This window comes from Vibrio sp. A37 (genome assembly GCF_059777565.1).
The window spans coordinates 1-18967 of the sequence record NZ_JBLNLI010000023.1; the positions used below are offsets into that span (position 1 = coordinate 1).

The 18967-nt window shown below is 42.4% G+C and carries 17 protein-coding genes; 11 read left to right on the forward strand and 6 right to left on the reverse strand.

All coding sequences use genetic code 11. The features are described 5' to 3' along the window. Positions 1 to 163 precede the first annotated feature (163 nt). The 10 genes from ACM2FC_RS21280 to ACM2FC_RS21325 all read left to right on the forward strand — a co-directional run bounded on the left by ACM2FC_RS21280 (position 164) and on the right by ACM2FC_RS21325 (position 9686). Complete coding sequence (locus ACM2FC_RS21280; protein ID WP_498483063.1) at positions 164 to 1486, forward strand: TrbI/VirB10 family protein; 1323 nt, start codon at positions 164 to 166, stop codon at positions 1484 to 1486. Continuing rightward, positions 1483 to 2070, forward strand: a complete 588-nt coding sequence (traV, locus tag ACM2FC_RS21285; RefSeq protein ID WP_498483064.1) for a type IV conjugative transfer system lipoprotein TraV — start codon at positions 1483 to 1485, stop codon at positions 2068 to 2070. Before ACM2FC_RS21280 ends, traV begins: the two co-directional genes overlap by 4 nt. Positions 2071 to 2108: 38 nt before the next feature. Further along, positions 2109 to 2432, forward strand: coding sequence for a TraA family conjugative transfer protein (gene traA, locus ACM2FC_RS21290; RefSeq protein WP_498483065.1), 324 nt, complete (start codon positions 2109 to 2111; stop codon positions 2430 to 2432). 14 nt (positions 2433 to 2446) lie between these two features. Next, positions 2447 to 3166 carry a thioredoxin domain-containing protein gene (locus ACM2FC_RS21295; protein WP_498483066.1) on the forward strand — a complete coding sequence of 240 codons (720 nt, stop codon included), beginning with the start codon at positions 2447 to 2449 and terminating at the stop codon, positions 3164 to 3166. A 5-nt stretch (positions 3167 to 3171) separates the two neighbouring features. Continuing rightward, entirely contained in the window at positions 3172 to 5766 is a 2595-nt protein-coding gene (gene traC / locus ACM2FC_RS21300) for a type IV secretion system protein TraC (protein WP_498483067.1), read from the forward strand. Between the two features lie 8 nt (positions 5767 to 5774). Beyond that, on the forward strand, positions 5775 to 6299 hold the full coding sequence (locus ACM2FC_RS21305) for a S26 family signal peptidase (RefSeq protein WP_498483068.1): 525 nt from the start codon (positions 5775 to 5777) through the stop codon (positions 6297 to 6299). Next, a complete protein-coding gene (locus tag ACM2FC_RS21310; RefSeq protein WP_498483069.1) occupies positions 6293 to 7423 on the forward strand; it encodes a TrbC family F-type conjugative pilus assembly protein in 1131 nt (376 codons plus the stop codon). Before ACM2FC_RS21305 ends, ACM2FC_RS21310 begins: the two co-directional genes overlap by 7 nt. Beyond that, the gene (locus ACM2FC_RS21315; protein ID WP_498483070.1) at positions 7423 to 8454 is read left to right on the forward strand and encodes a TraU family protein; all 1032 of its coding nucleotides are present in this window, start codon (positions 7423 to 7425) and stop codon (positions 8452 to 8454) included. Before ACM2FC_RS21310 ends, ACM2FC_RS21315 begins: the two co-directional genes overlap by 1 nt. Positions 8455 to 8480: 26 nt before the next feature. Next, complete coding sequence (locus ACM2FC_RS21320) at positions 8481 to 8900, forward strand: lytic transglycosylase domain-containing protein (protein WP_498483086.1); 420 nt, start codon at positions 8481 to 8483, stop codon at positions 8898 to 8900. Between the two features lie 126 nt (positions 8901 to 9026). After that, positions 9027 to 9686 (forward strand): hypothetical protein, encoded by a 660-nt coding sequence (locus ACM2FC_RS21325; RefSeq protein ID WP_498483071.1) that lies wholly within the window; start codon positions 9027 to 9029, stop codon positions 9684 to 9686. A gap of 172 nt (positions 9687 to 9858) precedes the next feature. Here the strand turns inward: ACM2FC_RS21325 and ACM2FC_RS21330 are convergent, their stop codons facing one another. The 3 genes from ACM2FC_RS21330 to lldD form a co-directional block, all read right to left on the reverse strand. Beyond that, a complete protein-coding gene (locus tag ACM2FC_RS21330) occupies positions 9859 to 10137 on the reverse strand; it encodes a colicin immunity domain-containing protein (protein WP_498483072.1) in 279 nt (92 codons plus the stop codon). 380 nt (positions 10138 to 10517) lie between these two features. Next, positions 10518 to 10925 (reverse strand): hypothetical protein, encoded by a 408-nt coding sequence (locus ACM2FC_RS21335; RefSeq protein ID WP_498483073.1) that lies wholly within the window; start codon positions 10923 to 10925, stop codon positions 10518 to 10520. Between the two features lie 578 nt (positions 10926 to 11503). Next, the gene (gene lldD, locus ACM2FC_RS21340) at positions 11504 to 12652 is read right to left on the reverse strand and encodes an FMN-dependent L-lactate dehydrogenase LldD (protein ID WP_498483074.1); all 1149 of its coding nucleotides are present in this window, start codon (positions 12650 to 12652) and stop codon (positions 11504 to 11506) included. Positions 12653 to 13169: 517 nt separating this feature from the next. On the opposite strand from lldD, the gene tsrA reads away from it, so the two are divergent. Continuing rightward, positions 13170 to 13451, forward strand: a complete 282-nt coding sequence (gene tsrA, locus ACM2FC_RS21345; RefSeq protein ID WP_498483075.1) for an H-NS-like global regulator TsrA — start codon at positions 13170 to 13172, stop codon at positions 13449 to 13451. A gap of 146 nt (positions 13452 to 13597) precedes the next feature. Here tsrA and ACM2FC_RS21350 read toward each other — a convergent pair whose 3' ends face one another. The 3 genes from ACM2FC_RS21350 to ACM2FC_RS21360 all read right to left on the reverse strand — a co-directional run bounded on the left by ACM2FC_RS21350 (position 13598) and on the right by ACM2FC_RS21360 (position 18891). Then, positions 13598 to 14011, reverse strand: a complete 414-nt coding sequence (locus tag ACM2FC_RS21350; protein WP_498483076.1) for a hypothetical protein — start codon at positions 14009 to 14011, stop codon at positions 13598 to 13600. Between the two features lie 1069 nt (positions 14012 to 15080). Next, complete coding sequence (locus ACM2FC_RS21355) at positions 15081 to 16994, reverse strand: hypothetical protein (RefSeq protein ID WP_498483077.1); 1914 nt, start codon at positions 16992 to 16994, stop codon at positions 15081 to 15083. 805 nt (positions 16995 to 17799) lie between these two features. After that, on the reverse strand, positions 17800 to 18891 hold the full coding sequence (locus ACM2FC_RS21360) for a hypothetical protein (RefSeq protein WP_498483078.1): 1092 nt from the start codon (positions 18889 to 18891) through the stop codon (positions 17800 to 17802). Positions 18892 to 18967 lie beyond the last annotated feature (76 nt).

Below are 18967 nucleotides of genomic sequence, written 5' to 3' on the forward strand. Positions count from 1 at the left end.
GGCTAAGGTCGATACACAATCAGTCTATAGAGAGAAATTCGTGGGGATTCCTCAGCGTTAAAATCATGCCTAACGATATCTCTGAGGTGTATGTGATGTTTTATCGCAGCAAGCCCAGTGTACAACCCAATCAAACTCGCCGCTCCTTGTTGGGAGGCCGCCAATGAGTCAGTGGTTATCTCGATATCTTTCTCCGTCGCAGCTGGGCAAAGCATATTTGGTCGCCGCAGTCGTCGTCATTTTTGTTGTCGCCATCATGATAATGGAGGCGCTAGAGCCGCAACAAAAAGCGCGCAAAGAGCGGTCTGCGGTGGAAAATATCATTACGGATAAAAAGGGGCGACAGTTTGGCTTGGATGCGGTGAGTGGCAAAGTCTCCAGTATGGAGAAGCAGCAGACGGAAACGGATAAAAAACTGGAGCGGCTCATGTCAGAAAACAAGGCGCTCAAAGAGTCAGCGAAACAATCAGCTACCCTGTCAAATGAACTTGAGAAAGCGATACGGTCTATTCAGTCATTAAAAGAGCAGGTTGCGGCGAACGAAACCCATACACAAAAGCGCATTAATGAAGCACTCAAGGACATGAAGCAAAAAACCGCCAGCGCCATTGTTGAAGACAAGAAACGGTCAACTCAAACGTCTCGACTGTCATCGAATTCTGATCGCAGGCCGCATAAAAATGGGGCGTTCAGCTATGGAAATCACTCTGTCGCCCCTCAGGCAAAGTCGACCCCCGCCGATAGTGTTTCGAGTCATCGTGCGGTTTCTATTCAATCCCAAAGCGCAGAGGCGACCGGACGTAATAGTCAACTATTTACCATCATAGAAACCACTCAAACCGAGGCGATTCAAGACGACAATGACATTTACTTGCCAAGAGGAGCCATCCTAACTGGTGTCCTTATTACGGGTCTTGATGCACCTACGTCATCGAGTGCCAGTGATAACCCCATTCCAGTGCTTGTCAGGATTAAAAAAGAAGCCATCTTGCCGAACTATGCCGTCCTTCAAGAAGTACGTGAATGTTTTGCCATCATGGCGGGGTATGGCGATTTAAGTACCGAGCGTGCCAACCTTCGCGGGGAATCTATCACTTGCGTACGTAATGATGGAGGTGTCATCGAGGCTTCATTTGGTGGGTTTGCAGTCGGTGAGGATGGCAAAAATGGCCTTAAGGGGACGCTCGTTACGCGCAACTCGTCGGTGCTGGCGAATGCCATGATGGCGGGCTTTGCATCGGGTCTTTCTTCTATGTTCGACGTGAACCCGGTTCCCGTCATTGCCACAGACTCAACGGGCACCGCTCAGTATGACTCGGTATTTAACAGCTCTGCCGTGCAAGGCGGGGCTGCGAAAGGGGCGTCAAACGCCATGGAAAAGCTGGCAGATTACTATATGAAATTAGCCGATGCCATGCACCCTGTCATTGAAATCGGGGCTGGGCGGGTTGTGGATATGGTGGTCACGAAAGGAACCAACTTATGAACATCAAAACAACGCTCGGGTTACTCTCTATGTTAGGTGTGCTTGGTGGCTGCACTGTCGGTCAGAGTGAGTTTAACTGCTCGGCTGGCGATGACAATGCGCTCTGTGGCAGCTCTCGCACCATATATCAAGCAACGGATGGAGAGCTAAAAGAAAATACCCATCTTACGTATATCAAGGACGGAAAAGTTCATCAAACGACGTTGGCAGAGCTCGAAAAACTTAGAAATCCCACTCCTCAAGTCAGCCAAACGATGGAAATTTCGGAAACCGCCAACCCTAAGAGACAATTGAATTCAGACGTGCCTTTCTCATTCAGTTATGACGGAGAGGTGCTTCGTAAGGATGTGAAAGTGCAGCGAATATGGATAGCGCCTTGGGTGGATAGCGCTGACGATTTGCACCTCTCGACCTTGGTATATACCGATATTGAAAACCGTAAGTGGGAAGTGGGAACCGTGCAAGAGCCAACCCGTCCGACAACAAAAATCGTAAAGCGTTTGCCGGCAACTCAGGATAAGAAAATCAACGAGGACACTTCATCCTCCTCGACGTCAGAGAAAACTGGCCGCGCCAGAAAATAACTATGTTAACCATCACCTTAATTTAGAAGGAATTAATAATGAACAACTTACGATTCAACGTCAGTGAAGATATGAAAATGAGACTATTATTTTTTGTCTCTCTTTTGGTTTTGGCGTCAGTCATGGCTTTGATGGCTCATGCAGGTGGATCTGATGACACGTTTCAAGACTGGGTGGATGAAATGACGAATTGGCTCACCGGATCGTTGGGGAAAGGGGTATCCATCGCCTTTATTGTCGTGGGAATCATCATGGGGATCACTCGACAAAGCTTGATGTCATTTGCCGTCGGCGTCGGAGCGGCGCTTGGGCTGAATTATACCCCAAGTGTTATTAATAACATGTTTACCGCGATGTTTTAACGGGGGAGGCGCTTATGAGTATGCTCAGAGCCCTTGGATATGTTGTAGCCATAAGCGCCAGTTTTAGCCTGTCTGCCTCACCAACGCCGCATGAGCAGATTAAGGCTTCTATGGCTATTGCCAGTAAAGTCCAACCACTGCCCAAAGCGCGCTCTATGGTGATTTTTGCCCGCTCTGGAGAATCGGTTGTATTGACGGATAATCCAAGATGGGTAGTGAAAGGGACGCTGTTTGATATGTGGCAAAACAAAGAAGTGCATTCGGTGTCTCAATTGAAGATGGCTGAAAAGACGATCCCTTTGTCTTCTCTGAACGTGAATACCACAGACGTGTTGGACTTGGTGATTGGGCAGGATAAGTCGAAAACGCTGACCGTGTTTCTTGATCCGTTTGCCAGCAACACTCCCTCGGTTATGTCTATTTTAACCAAGTACGCGAACGAGTATCGACTGCGCTTTATTTTTACTGCGATGAGCCCATCCAGCATTGAAAAACTCCACGGATTTAGCTGCGCCCTATCTAACGGCAGTACCGAGCGTTTACTGAGCCAACTGCAAACGCAAGATTTTTCTGCGCCAACGACCCAATGCCTGTCGCAAAATATGATGAACAGCTATGGGCTCAGTCAATTTTTACACATATCCCAGTCGCCCACGCTGATCGCCCCCAATGACGTATACAGCGAAGGCATGCCCGCCAAGTTGATGCACTGGCTTTCAGAGAACAAAGGATAACGAACATGTTCGAATATAAGTTTAATGAAAATGAATCCAGTCGGTTGTTTCGTCCTTTAGCGTTCGATAAAGACAGCGATTTGTTTTTGTGTGATGATCAAACGGTGGCGTTCAGTTTTGTGTGTCAGCCGGCTGCAGGCTGGGACAGCAAAATGATGTCCACGGTGGATTTGATGCTTTCTCAAGACAGTTACCCAGTGGGTGCAATGATGTCCTTTTCACTGTGGGCCAGTCCAGATATTCGCGACTTTTTATCTCAAGCAGATAAGTTAAGAATGAGCTGTAAAGACGCCTTAATGCGAGATGCGCATGATACGTCGTTAGGCTTTTTATGGGCAGGAATCAAGCAGCCTATTGAGGCGGTACAACACACCAAAGTGCGAAATATCCAGCTTATCGTCACATTGAAATTACCCATTGATTCTATGAGCATCAGCATCGATGAACGAGATAAAGCGATGGCTTTGCAGCGCGTGATGGAGCAAAGACTCAGTAAAGCGTACTTATCGCCCGTTAGAATGAACAACACGATGTTGGTTAACATCATGAACGCGATGTTGCATTGGCAAGACAGCGCTGATTGGCGCAACTCTTTATTGGTGCCGGTGGTGGACTCGCAAGCACTTAATGAGCAGTTTCTTCAATACGATACCAATGTGTACAAGCAGCGTCATGGTATTGTTTTGGGCACAACCGACAAGCCCACGTTTGCGCGTATGTTGACTGTGAAGCGTTTCCCAAATAAAGCACGGGTCGGGGACGCTTTTCGCTGGTTCGCCGATCCGTTTGATGGTCTTGGCAGTGTGAATCAGAACTTTCTCATCACCGTGAACTTGCACTTTCCCAATCATGCCTCTTTTAAGTCTACGTTAGAGAACAAGAAAAACCACTACATCAAGCAAGCGTTCTCGGCGTTAACGCACTTTGCTCCGAAAATTAAAGAAATGAAGGAAGAGTTTGATGACATTACCGACTCGTTGAACAAAGACGGCAAGGCCGTTCAACTGAGTCTGACGGCCGCGGTGTTTGGGCAAAGCGAGCAAGAAGCGGATGATGGTCTGACAGCGTTGCAAAGCTTTATGAAACAAACCGGTGTCACCATGGTCAATGAAGATTCATTTTCTATCCCGTCCTTCATTCAGCTTCTGCCTTTTGGCGCGTGCCAAAAGGCGGTGAAATACTCCCGTCGTTATTACACGTTGTCCTCCAAACATGTATTGCCCATCTTACCGTTATTTGCAGAATGGAAAGGCACCCAAACGCCAACGCTTCAGTTTGTCTCGAGAACAGGGCAATTGATGAACTTTGATTTGTTTGACTCGAAAACCAATTTCAACACCTTAATTTACGCAGAATCAGGCTCAGGGAAGTCGTTTCTGACGAATGAAATCATCCGCTCGTACCTCTCTACAGGTAACAAAGTGTGGGCGATTGACGCAGGGGAATCGTATAAGAAACTCAGCTCAAGCTTAAAAGGGGCGTTTACCAGCGTAAATAATGAAGCTCAGCTGTCGTTTAACCCTTTTACCATGATCCCCGAGGGGGATGATCAAGCGTTCATTGATGCGCTCGAAATGCTGGCGGGGTGCATCCTAGCCATGGCTTTTACCAAAGAATCCCCGACTGATTTACAGGCGGCAGAAATCGAGCGTATCCTCATTGAATGCTGGCATGACAAAGGGCAAGCCACCTTGATTGACGATATCAAAGCCCGTTGCTTGCAAGAAGACGATCAACGCGTCAGAGATATTGGTAAGCAGCTTACCGCGTTTACTACCAAAGGGCAGTTTGGCTGCTATTTCGATAAACCCCATAACGTCGAGTTTAATGGCAATTTTAATGTATTAGAGCTGGATGGCCTCGGAGATACACCGCGACTGCAAGCTGTGGTGCTTTTCATGCTGATGATTCAAATATCGAATTCGATGTACCGAGAATACAAAGACGATCGCGACGTGAAACGATTGGTCATCATCGATGAAGCGTGGGATTTACTCGGTAATTCAAAGGCGGTTGAGCAATTTATGGAAAAAGGCTTTAGACGATTTCGTAAGTACAATGGCGCAGGCATTATTGTCACGCAAAGCATCATGGATTTGCAAAAATCCTCAGCAGGGAAAGCCATTGCAGAGAACGCAGCCAATTCGCTTATTTTGCAACAAAAGTCGTCCACCATTAACCACGCAGAAAAAGAAGATCTTATGGCATTGCCAAACACCGCTTACCGTTTGTTAAGAAAAGTGACCACCGAAGCGGGGCATTACTCTGAAATCTTTTTTAATACGAATAAGGGGATGGGAATTGGTCGTCTCATTGTGGATCCCATGCGCGTACTCATGTATACCACTCGCGCTCAAGACAACGCCCAAATTGACGCGTATACACAGCAGGGTCTGCCGCTCTCAGAGGCGATGAAGCAAGTCGTGAAGGACAACCGCATGGAACGTTTTGACATGACAAAGCCAAATTTTCTCAATGAGCAGCGGGCAGAGTTTGAATCGACGGTGTTGGCGGAGCTTTTAGAGCTGCCCAACGCCAACCGAGGGGACATTGACCTCGAGAGCGATAGCAAGCTTCATCTGAAAGTTGTCAACGATTAGGTGGGGACATGGAGCAATCAATCAAACGGCCTCACCCCTTATCTTTTCCCATTAAAATGATCTGGGTCGCTATTGTCACGATGGGGGTGTTTCAATGGGGAGTGACCGCGTTTACTTCACGCTACCAGATAGTCATTGACCCACAGGATAAGCGATGCATCCCTCAATATCGCGTTTATCTGTTGAAAAAGGGATTTGACACGATAGAGAAGGGGAAAATATACGCCTTTCACGCAAAAGGGATGGGGCCATTGTATTCCGATGGTACGCGAATAGGAAAATACGCAGTGGCTTTAGAAGGGGACACCGTGGTTCAAAATGAACGCGGCGTCTTCATTAACGGCAGTAACATCGCGTCAGGGTATCCAGCCTCTGACAAGCTTAAAGTTCCACCGAAGCAATTCTATAAAACTTACACCCTCAAAAAAGATGACATCTATTTTGCTGGAACCGATGAGCGCAGTTTTGATAGTCGTTATTGGGGAGTGGCCAATCGCAGTCAAGTGATAGGGGAGGTGACCCCTCTATGGTAATACGGATGGTGATATCTGCGTTTTGTCTGATTATTGGGTTTGTATGTCATGCCGATGCTGTGAGTGAGGTAACTGAGAATACCTCAGTGGCGCTCAAGCGGGGACAAGCGGCCCTCAATCAGGGTTTTTTGTCCAACTTAACAGGGCATGCGCAAGGCTTACAACGGCAGGGGTACGAAGGCTCTTTGGACTCTCAAGAGAATTCTCGCCGGGCACTTCATTACACTATTTTGATCTCAAGCTCGATGGGGGATGAGAATCTCCAATCTCTTTTTCGTTCATTAGCACATCGTAAAGATGTCTCCTTCGCCATACGAGGACTGCTTCCCAACGAGAAAACCATCAATCAAGCTGGGCTGCGCATTATTAATCTAATCAAAGGGTTTAGTGAGGTGCCAAATGTGGTGCTCGATCCGAGGCCGTTTCAGGCCGTCAATGCAGAAATAGTCCCTCAAATCTTGGCTTATCAAGGAGAGAAACTCATTGCGTCGGCGGCGGGCCTTGCCAATCCAGCCTACCTGCAAGAGCAATTAGCGCAAGGCAATCAGGGAGATTTAGGAAATTTTGGGACCACTTATAAGATATCTGAAACGGATATTATGGAGGTATTGAAAGCGCGTATGAACAATCTCGATACAACGGCAATGAAAAAGGACGCAACGGCCCGTTATTGGGAAAACGTGAGTTTCTACGGTCTACCAAAAGCTGCGCGGACGCAAACCAGGGAGTTTTATCCGATTTTGACAGTGCGCGAGGATATTATCAGTTCTGATGGGATGGTCATTGCGTATGCTGGTCAGCAATACAACTCTCTCGAGCACCTTCCATTTACACAGCGACTGGTCATATTTGATGCCACTGATGATGGGCAACTCGAATACGTCAAACACCTGCCTAGAAGCCCTCTGCGTACAAAATACATCACGACACGCTTTGATAGGAAGTTGAAATGGGATGCCGTCAAGAAGATTGAAACGGAACTGGGAGCACCTGTTTATCAGCTGAACGCGGATGTGATTAATGCCTTTGATTTAGAAGTCGTACCGTCGATTGTCACTGCAGATAATGGCCGTCACGTGTTTCTGATTGATGAAATTGCGCTACCCATTGAGAGGGGACAATAGTGACGCGTTGGTTAGTGGCACTTTGCCTGTTATCGTCAGCAGTTACCGTGTTAGCTGATGAGACAGAAGACGCCAAGTTGGGACAATGCGATGACGCCCGAATTCTTAGCAGCTCTATGTTTTCTGACGTGCCATGGAATGCCATGTATCCCATCAAGCTTGCAGGCGTGACGTTAGGAGACAGTGGCAGTGGCGCGCCCAGTAATGCGACTAAGAAAAGCATTTGTGCGTGTCAAGACGACTTAGGTGTCTATGTCCCCGGTTTTACTCAAAGTATGTATGAACCAGCAAGACTGATTGAATTGGTTCGCGAGCCAGATTGCATGATGACGCTCGGCGGCGCAGAAATGGGCATGACGAATGGGCGGATGCGCGGCAACATCGGTGAAAACAACCAAGAAGCCGGTGAAGGCGCGAAACCCGCCTTTTGGCACTATCACTACTTTTCTTATCCATTGCTGTTGATGCTTGAAATGACCACTGCCAACCGCTGCGGTGACGGATATCTGTCCATGGATTTATTGTATGTCAGTGAGTTAGACCCAACATGGGACGACTCAGAGCTGGCTTTTTTTGCCAACCCTGAATCGGCAATCTTTGCTAACCCCATTTCACTTGCTGCCTGTATCGCCGACGCCGGAGCCGCCGCAGTCGGCAAACCCATAGATAGCTTATTTTGGTGTGCTGGTAACTGGGGTGGGCTCTATCCCATTTCAGGGTATGTTTCAAATAAAAGCTCCATCGCATCCAAAACCAGCTTGTTGGCCACTCGTTCAGTAGCGGCGCTGCATCGCAGGCTGATGGCCCGTCAAACCGTCGGTGACGATGCGCTTTGTACTGCCCCGCTTTTTCCAACGATTCCGAAAAGCCAATACAAGATGAACATGATGTATCCGGTCGCAGAAAGTGGGCGAGCCCATGAAATTGGTGAGGCTGCGCTGAAGTGGGGCGAGTGGCGAAATATCCCGTCAAAAGAAGATGCGGTGTATATGCTGTGGCGTTACAACGACTGCTGCGTCACGTACTACTAGGACATAGGAGGGGCGTTGTGAGGTGGATGGTGTTAGGCATGCTAACAATGAGTTTTCAGGCTCAGTCTTTCTGTTTCGACGAAGCTGGAAGAGAGTTCGATGTGAACCCTAAGCTGCTTGAGGCTATTTGTTTTACGGAGTCCAGTTTAAATCCTCATGCTATCAACGAGAACAATCGTGGGGGAACGGTGGATGTGGGGCTTTGTCAAGTGAACTCTTGGTGGTTTCCAACACTTGAACAGTACGGCATCGATACAGACGAATTGCGTCATGACGCCTGTTTAAATACGCGAGTCTCCGCGTGGATACTAGCGAAAAATTTTGAAATTTCTGGTGAAGGGTGGCTTGCCGTTGGCGCTTACAACGCTGGATATTCAAAACAAAGAGAAGCAGCAAGAGAGCGATATATCGCTTTGGTTAAGAAGAATATGGAGAAGTTACAGTGATGACTCGATGTTACGTTATCGCCTTTATCGTGTTGGGGCTTACAGGGTGCGCTAAGACTCTGCAATGTGGCCAGCCAAGTAACTTCATCATAAATCAATTAAACAGTCAGTCTATGGAGAGAAAACATGGCTAATCCAAAGAAGAATCAACGTAAATATTCTCGTCCCGCACTTAAGAAAATGTTGGTAGTGAACTCCGAAGCGTCACTGGATGCGGTGGAGTCGTATGTCAAACCGACAATGTCTGCCATCTATGCATTGGATGTGATTTTGTATTACATCGGCAGTGAAGAGGTGGCTAAGCAAGCCAATACGAAAATCGCGGAGTTGTTTGAGCAAAAACTCAAAGTGTTTGATGCAGAAATTGACAAGCTGCAAACGCGAGTCAATGACAGCGAAATTGAAGAGATTGAGTACACACAGCAGCGAGCTGAAGAGTACATGATTTACTCGCCACTGTGTGCCACGTACCTCAAGCTTATAAAAAAGTTTGAATTGAACACCAACCTGATTGATCGCCTATGGCTCAACGCAGAAATCAGCTCGTCAGAGCGTAACAAGCAGGTACTTAAGCTTGGTCGTCATTTACGTAATGTCTCTAGACAAGTGATTAATGCCAGCCGTCAAGCAATGAACATTGCGAAAAATGAAGGCAAAGATGCGGTGGTGAAAGAGTCCATCAAAGAGCTTGGTGTCGATAGTGAAACGTCCAAGGATATTTTGGATGTGAAGGCGACTCAAGGCATCGACATCGAAAAAGAAGCGTTAGAAGAAAGCGCAGCGTGAATTGGTTGAATTTGGCCTCTCTTCGAGAGGCTAAATATGGGAGGGGTAGGTATGTGGAAGCTGTCATTACCACGTTTTGTCATTACCACGTTTTCTAAGAAGGTTATGGACAAAAGCCATTTAGAGCACACACTCTAAATGGCTTGTTTAACATTAGAATAACTAACGTTTATTATTTATTTGTATCTGTTAGCAAATTAATTTGAGCTGAAATTTCTTTTCTTAAAGATTGCTCGTCATGTTCGTACACCTCTCTATCTGGTTCAGGGTTGTACAAATCGGCTAAACAGCAAATACTTGATAAGCACTCACTAATATCAGGAGGGTCATTTACAAGTATTTTACTGTCTCTTTCGAACTTCCATACTTCAATATATGCGTCTACAAATTGATTTGCCGTTAATCTCTCATTCGAGAAAGATTTCGCCAAAGCTAGAACAGTCAAACTCATCTCAAAACTCCATTACTCATACGGGTTTGAAGCCCAACGGAACAGAAAACAACGACAAGATGGTTAACTTTCCGTTTTTAAAAAAAATCTTTAATTAAAATTGCATGGTGGCAGTAGAGTAAACCCATAAATCACTAGCAAGATAGATCTAAAAATGCCTAATGTCATAACCTATATGGCACATATCATTATGTCATAAGTTAAATGACACTCAAAGTCAGTGCTAGCATATTCCCTATGGAACATTTTGGGTAAATGGGAGCAAACCCCTGTTTGGCGTCAATCTCGTTGAATGAAAGATTTTTCAGCGATCGTCAGTATCGGGTCAAAGCGAAAATCACCACTGTGAACCGCTCCAGTCTGGCTGGAGCAGATCACAGCTACCTATCGCTCTTAAGCTCATTCTTTTTTCGAAACCAAAACACGTAAGTCATTACCATCAGGAAAATATACGAATAAATAATGGTAGATAAACCGCCAGGTTCAATGCTGGGAGCTAGATTTCCATCAGGATATTCGGTAAGAGTTAAAGTTGAAGAGGTTAATGGTTCGAACGTAATTAGCACGTAAGACTCAGTGGTTTCAGTCTTACTATCATCTCCATAATTATTTGGGATAGTCGTCGTGGAATGAGAGCTGGTAAAAAATGCTATGTCGTGCGGATATTTGTTGATTTCAGCTTGAATCGGTGGCCATGGAAAAAAGGCATGATATATAGGCGCGACTATCGCTATAACCCACGCGAAAGGAATGGCGATTTTGATTAGCTTCGGATATTTTTTGAACATCAGTTACTTACTAGATCAGTTTTAATTGTATGGTGAGGGAATACTAAGAACTATGAGCTACCTGTTGATAGCAGCCGCATTGTGCCACATAGCATGCCGATGTCCAGTATTCTTCTCCATCTAAGTTGGCTTCTCCAATGGTTTTAGACACCAACTTATGTAGATAGTATTCACCACTACGACTCGAATTACTTCAGACACTTTTTACAATGGACAGTGAAGTATTCAGATAAATTTTATATAGGTGAATTTACTTGAGATAGATTTATCAAATTCAAAAGCTAAGAAGGTTTGGGGCAAAATCGCGTTAGATATTGATCAGTATTTAAATGTTGGGGGCTAGAGACTTAGGTGGGGCGAACATACCCAAACAGCACAACAACTCCTTCGTACTGTTGGTGGCAGCAATCCTGAATTTTTTAACTCAATATTTCAAGTTGATACCCACTTATCTTTCCCCCATTTCAGCTGCCAATTGAGAACATATAATTACGTTGTTACAAGAAGAGATAACATCGAACTATCATCATAAATAGGAGCATGATTCGTATTATCGCCTACTTTTTAGTTGAGAGAGCTTACCTCTGATAATTAGGCCTAACTAACGATTCCGTTGAAAGTTCAGCTACACTCTTTGCGCCTGTGAGTGTCATTGCAACTCTCATTTCTTGGTTGTATATATCCAATAAGTTCTCGACGCCTTCTTTGCCATCAGCAGCAAGTGCATAGAGAAAAGAACGCCCAATCAACGTGCAATCTGCCCCTGATGCGAGCATTCTTACAACATCCAACCCACTGCGAATGCCAGAATCGACCAAAATTTTTACTTTGCCTTTTACTGCATCAGCGATTTCGGGCAACGCTTGCACCGTCGAAGGCACGCCATCAAGCTGACGTCCACCATGATTGGAGACAACGATACCATCTGCCCCAAAACGCGCCGCATTTTTGGCATCTTCAGAATCTAAGATCCCTTTAATAATAATGTTACCTTGCCAAAACTCTCGGACCCACTCTAAATCTTTCCAGCTAATTGAAGGTTCAAAGTTGTCTCCTATCCACCCCATATAATCAGTGAGAGTGGTGGGTTTGCCGAGGTAAGTTGATATATTGCCAAGTTCATGTGGTCGACCTAACAGTCCCACATCAAGTGCCCACTTAGGATGTGTAAGGGCTTGCCACATACGGCGAAGTCCCGCTTGCGGTCCACTCATTCCAGAATGTCGGTCTCGATAGCGCGCCCCGGCAACTGGCATGTCCACAGTAAAGACTAAGTTCTTCACGTTTGCTTGCTGAGCGCGTTCTAAAACATTGCGCATAAAGCCGCGATCTTTAAGCGCATACAGTTGAAACCATATGGGTCGAGATATTGTGGGTGCTACCTCTTCAATGTTACACACCGATAGCGATGACATAGTAAATGGAATGCCTTTATTCTCCGCCGCTTGGGCGGCTTGTACTTCGCCGCGCCGAGCATACATTCCAGTTAATCCAACAGGCGCGAGAGCCATTGGCATCGATAGCTGCTCTCCAAATAACTCGGTTTCAAGGCTAAGTTCTGACATGTTTTTAAGAACGCGTTGACGAAGACCGATTGCCTTTAAATCTTCGGTATTTCTTCTCAAAGTATGCTCGTCATACGATCCGCCATCCGCGTAATGGAATAAAAAAGGGGGCAGTTTGGATTTTGCAGCAATTCTATAGTCTGTAGGAGATGAGATAATCATTGCGGTACCATATTGATTTAAAGAAATATTACATGGCCATTAAATAGGCCATATTTTGCAATATAAAAATAACAAGATAACAAAAATTCCGGTGTAGAATATACAAGTAACTGACTCCGAAAATGAATAAACCTCAGAGGTTGTAAGTAATCCAACAATATGGCATTGTCTCTTAAGAATTGGGTGCGGTTACGCCGTAGCGAACCTATCCCTAGGGGAGCCGTACTTATTGGCATTGTGCAATCGCCTAGCTTCTTTGTTCTTTGTTCTTTGTCTTCTCTTACCAGTGATTGACCAACCGATTCTGGAGGTTGAGTATTCAATAGTGAGCCCCAATTAATTTAAGCGCTTTCTCTTAAGTTTGGCGCATTATATATGCGTGGTAGCCAGAAAGAAGAAATAGGTGGCTATCCACATTAAGTATTTATACTTTTAAAACCAGCATATAATGCTTCGCCTGAGCTCTCTTTCTCTAATGAATAAATAATAAAAGTGAAATTAAGTCCTAGGAAAAATAATGACAATGACGACCTATCAAATGGCGCGAACTCTTGAGCAATTAGAAGAGTCGCCTGAAAAAATGATGTTTGGCAAGCTATTGAGCGAGCTTGGTCAACAAAGTGCTGAACGCATTCAAAGTGCGGCGAAACAGATCCCTGTAAGTGTACTCCGTGACATCGTATTTCAGTTTCAATGCTCTATTGAAGCGCGTAAGGCTGAACAAATAGAGGAGCTTGCAAAGCAGATTATCGCTCAAGGTATTACTGCAGAAGAGCTTCAAAACTACCTTGACCGTTAACCGCACGTTGATTTTCCAAGTATTTTGTTAATATACTCGTCACGAAGCCAAAATTTAAGCCTTATGGAACCTTAAAGGGGTTACCTAAAAATGATCAAGATCAGTTTGGCTCACATCTACGATGTGACTGAGCCAAACTCGATTGATTAATAGGTTTCGTAGCTGCCTCTTGCGGATCTCATACTGCTCATATTGCAACTTTTGTTGGAAATACACACTAATAATGAGTCGACTAGATAATCGATCCACTCATACGGCATTCGCCCATTTCCTTCTACTAATCTGTTGGCAAATTGAGGAGGCAGTGGAAGCGCACTACTACGGTCGGAATTTCTCATTTGGAAAATGTCGGAGTTCAAAGTTCTCGAAGTATAAGAAAAGGTATAAAACATCTGATTAAAGACTTTGGTTAGACTAAAGCCTATGCAATCTTGTCTGCGGAAACGATGATATTCTGCTAACTTCCAGTGCCCTGAAGTTTGCACAGCAGTTTGTTGATTTCTATTGGTATGTTTAAGGGATATTGGTAAATCTCCCGCCAAGTCGCCAACGCCGCGCATATGGGTCTATGTATAAGTTTTCTGTATCGCGACATTTCCATAGTCTTGATTGGGCATTAAAGGGCTCAGGTACATTTTCGTTTTTTTGTAAATGATAAAGCCCAACAAAAGAGGTATCGTCATTCGCTTTACTCAGTATATTAAAGCTTGATCTATCGATATCACAAAGCGTTCTCGGAACCCTAGGGTGAGAAGGCAGCAATTGTGGAAGCAGATGATCAGTATTGTCTGATGTGCTCCATTCAATGATGATGTCTTCATAGAATCGGCTATGCTTTGCCTGAGCGAGATTTTCTATATTGTCTTGGCATAATCGATTTTACCTTACGACTTATTATTATCGGTATTACGTGTTAATTCGTAATAGCGCATACCATATGCAACAATGATCTCCCTAATAATAAGTCATTGGTATGGTTGGAATAAGTAATTGCTCTAAGGTTATAGATAGATTAAGAAGTGAGCCGATATCATATGCACTAAAGTCTAAATACGAGTTAAATAGATATAATATTAAATATATTACTTATATTGACACGTTGTGAAATAGTGAGAGATCTATGTCAGTAAAGCTAACAGAATCAATAAACGCTTCGCTCTGAGTTGGCCAAACGTTGATTGCTGATTAAATTTTCTTCCCAGCCTAAATTTAGGAAATGTTAAGCCCTATGAAAGGCGAATTGTATCTCTGGATACAAACTGGGAACCGTTATGGCTCTTCTAGACAGCCCAAGGAGTGATAAGTCGGTTTTCATCGCTCCTCTTTATTCATAACGACTCCAGTTTTAATAAACTAAAACGTATTTACTGATAATAATATAGCTATTGTTAGTGACGAGATTCATAAAGTTTATCCCAAACCTAGCCTATGTTAAGGAGCAAACCTTGGTAGAGCGACAATGAAATACAGGGAAGTCAGATAGCACCTTCGCAAGTGATTCTGCTTTTAAGGCATGAGTCGTAGTGGACTGTCATATCTGCTGACATCCACGTAACTGTGTTACAACACTTCAGGTTGATTGATATGTGGGTTGTAAAAGAAAACCCCCATATCACTAACCATCTCCAACTAGATTCTAAAAATCAAAAAGAAATAAACGTCAAATAATTCCTTGATAGATTTATATAAATTTTGGTAATTGTTTATCATATCTTTTAATGATGATATTTTAGATATGGATATAGAATTAATATTGAATATTTTTCTTAATGAATTAGGTATTTCATGATTGGTTTTAAGAAACTGAATGTACATTGAGAATAATTTATCTTCATTATTAAAGTTCTCATTCACATAATCCCTTACCAATAGCAACTTATTGTTTATGTTCGTATGAATACTGTGATTTAGGCTATTGTAATTTTTTCCCTTGAAATTGTTTTTTATAATCAAGTTGTTTACTGAATACATAAATGGATAACAAAAGTAATAAACAAAATCAATATTATGCTTGTTTGTATATTTTGTATACAAATGTCGAGGGTTAGATATTTTATTATATTTTTCATCGGATATTAAAACATTCTGTGGTAATAATGTATCTCGATTTAATCTAACTCTATACCCATAAAATGAGATATATTTACTTGTTTGCTCTCGAAATCTTATAGTAGGTTTTGTATATAATTTAGATATGCCAGAGTAAGGTGTGTTAGTATTTGAGTTTGGATATTTAACCTTAAATGGTAGTGGCTCATCGAACTCTCTGAAGAAAAAACGCCCACTATCACCAGTATAAGATGTGGTATTCTTGCTTGCTTTATATTCCAGTCTCTCAATTTGCTTATGATGCATCGAAATTCTATTGCTTTCACTTCCATACAACGTCTCACTTTCAATATAGAATAGAGCTGATTTCCTTTTATCTTTCTTCGTCAAATAGTAATACCAGTCTAAAATGGAGGGTACATAAATGGACATCTTGTCAGAAACCTTTTCAGAGACGTTCACTGTACTTTTCGTTTTACCATGAAAAAGATTTGAAATGCTATAGTTGTTTACAACCTTTTTCCTTGATATATAGGTATTTAGTACTTTTTCATAACGTTCACCTTTCGTATGAGCAGCACCAATATTGAGTATTGTAATTCTTGATTTATGATTTCTCATTTTACTCATTATCATATTTCTGGCAATAACGTGATTTGATATTAAGTCTCTTAGAAGGTCTGATGAGTGATCTTTGCTCCCATACTTAGACGCGTCAATGATTGAGCCAATATTCCAATATGCATTTTTGGCCAAATCTAGGAAATCCTTTTTATAATTAGTTACATAATCCTTAATAGATTTAACATAATTATTATAGTTCTTATTGTCTCTTTTCTTGACGTCTTCCATATCACCATAGGTATATGGCCCTATATGCTCAATATTTACATGTGGAACACCTAAATTCTTACAGAAATTACTCATTGCTTTGGGCAAAATAAACTCTAGTGATTTTTTTCTATTTTCTCTGTAAGTATTAGGATTGTTTATTCTAATATATTCCTCACCTAAGCTATAATTATAATCAGCACTTTCCAATAAATCTTGATAAAAGATTTTCTCTATTTCATCGTCAACAGGTGAATTTGCATAAAAGCTTTTCATTAGTTGGTGTAGAAAATTATCTTTTTGAACGTTACATTTCCTCATCCAATTGTTAATTATATTGTAAAATATTTTATCTACTTTACCCATTTCATGTTCACGGGTGAGGAGATTTTCTAGTTCATTATTTTTTAACGGTTGGCTAGGACTATTATTGGGGTTTTCATCGAAGTATATAATTTTATTAATTATTTCTTTATTTTTTTTGTTTAAATTGTAACCAATGGAGCTAATTTTCTTCATTAATAGATATGACACCAAGTACCCAGTGCAGTTAATATCACTATGTGGGGCTGCTATAATGATATCTATATCTTTGTCTTGTTGTATTTCTTGTGACAATCCTTTGAGATAAATTTCATCTATTATATTAGATATTCTTGGCATCAGTTAATTCCTTTTCTATATTTTTAAAAATAACTTTGTAATAATAATACTTGTGTAAGTAACCAAAGGTGATTCATTCATCTATATGAGTTTTTCATGATATAAAATTTATCATAAGGAATAATTTTACATTAACTTGGAATGATTAATTTTTATTTGATTATTTTTATTGAAAAATTAGTTACTAAAATAATCATTCCATTGATTGGATTCAGTTTCGACTCTTGATGATTCAATTCTTAACGAACTATTGCAAGTTATATTGGTCAGCATGGAGTATATAAAGAAGAAAATATATTATTCGTTTAAGTAGCTAATATGTATGTAATTTTTAACTTTCATAGAGCAATATGGTAGGGTAGAAAATAATCCTCTATAAAGCTCTCGGCCAAGATACTAATTTTAATAGTTGATGATTTTAAAGGTATATTCCTATTACCTATATTGAGAAATTGACAATAAAAATTGAGCAACGTTGTCATTACAGAGAGAAAGTACGGCAATCATTAGTTTTATAAATTATAAGTACTAAGTCAGCAAAAGCTGACTCTATCCAAATAGTTCAGTACTTCATCGATGAGATTATCCTTAAGTTCAGTGTAAATATCGCCACTTGTTGGGGATGGATTGTGATGTTAGAAGTAGAGCCATTATCTACACAACAACCCAATAGGGTGCAGTTCAGGGAAAGACAACATTTTGGATTAATTTGTTTTGGTTACACCCTGCGTTTGGCAGTACCAACAAAAAAATACCCTAGTGCCTATTCAGGCACTAGGGCTCGTTGTACTAATTATTGAAGAAGTTATAGGCTAGGTGAAATTATTGCGCCCAGTGCCCAGCTTATACTGGTGTCATCTACTTTTTTGATAGCAGATAGAGTGGTGTTGTGATCGGATAATTGGTATCCATTGGACATTAAGGTGTATTGATATGCTGCGTTGAAACAGTAACTATAAAGGTAATCATTGACGTCGTAGCCTGAAGCCCCACTTTCTAAATCACTCCAGTGACTTGAACAGAAATTTTTCCCCGCTTCAGCCAGTTTTTTTAGGGAGTAGTCTTCGGTTAAACCGAGCTCCCCAGCGGTGTAGTAAAATCCTGAAATCGCATAAAACTTATTTTGACTTGCCGCACCTGAAATTGTCTTACGGACTTTTTGGACTTGATTGATAAGTGGCTTAACATCATCTGAACATTGACGGAAGTTACCGGTTCCCACTTTTCCATTGGGAAGAGAATAACCGACAGGAAAACAGGCAGGTTGGTTAAAATACTGGCTAAGTGCTTGATCTTGCCCCAACCCTAGGAAACTACTTGAGTTTAGGTGATAAGTTGTGCCTCCTGCGATTACTGGGATTGATTCTGATGAAGTTGACTCAAACGTAATTTGTGTTGAAGCGCCACCTAAGTCTAATATACCGGTTGATTCTGAGCCGTCGGATAAGGAACCATTGAGGTAGTTGCCTGCTAGCCAAGCATATGCTCCTTCAGTTTGACCACTTATCGTTTTCACATTAACCGCTGAGTTTGGGTATTGGTTGGCAATCCAATCTTCTACTGCATTATTAATCTCATCACGCTCAGGAGCGGGAGTTAATCGCATTCCAGCTGTGGAGTAAAAGTTAATGACTTCTGGAGCATTATCTGGACTTACGTTCGCGAACAGTTCAGAGAGGTAAGTGTTTAAATCCTCACTTGATACATCCTGAATACCACCACTTACTTTTGTATCAGTGCTCGTTAAATCAGTGGGTAAGCCTTGCTCTGAGAGAGTATATTGGTAGTCATAAAGACGTGAACCCGAACTGCCTGCGTCGACAACTACCGTATTGTCGGCCATTGCTGATAAAGGGGTAAGCAATGCCATTGCTGTGACTAACGTTGATAACTTCATTTCTATTCCTTGTCTTGTGATGAGTGTAAATATTGGGTATGTCATTTAATTCACTCGGTAATTTTGCCGTGTGCTG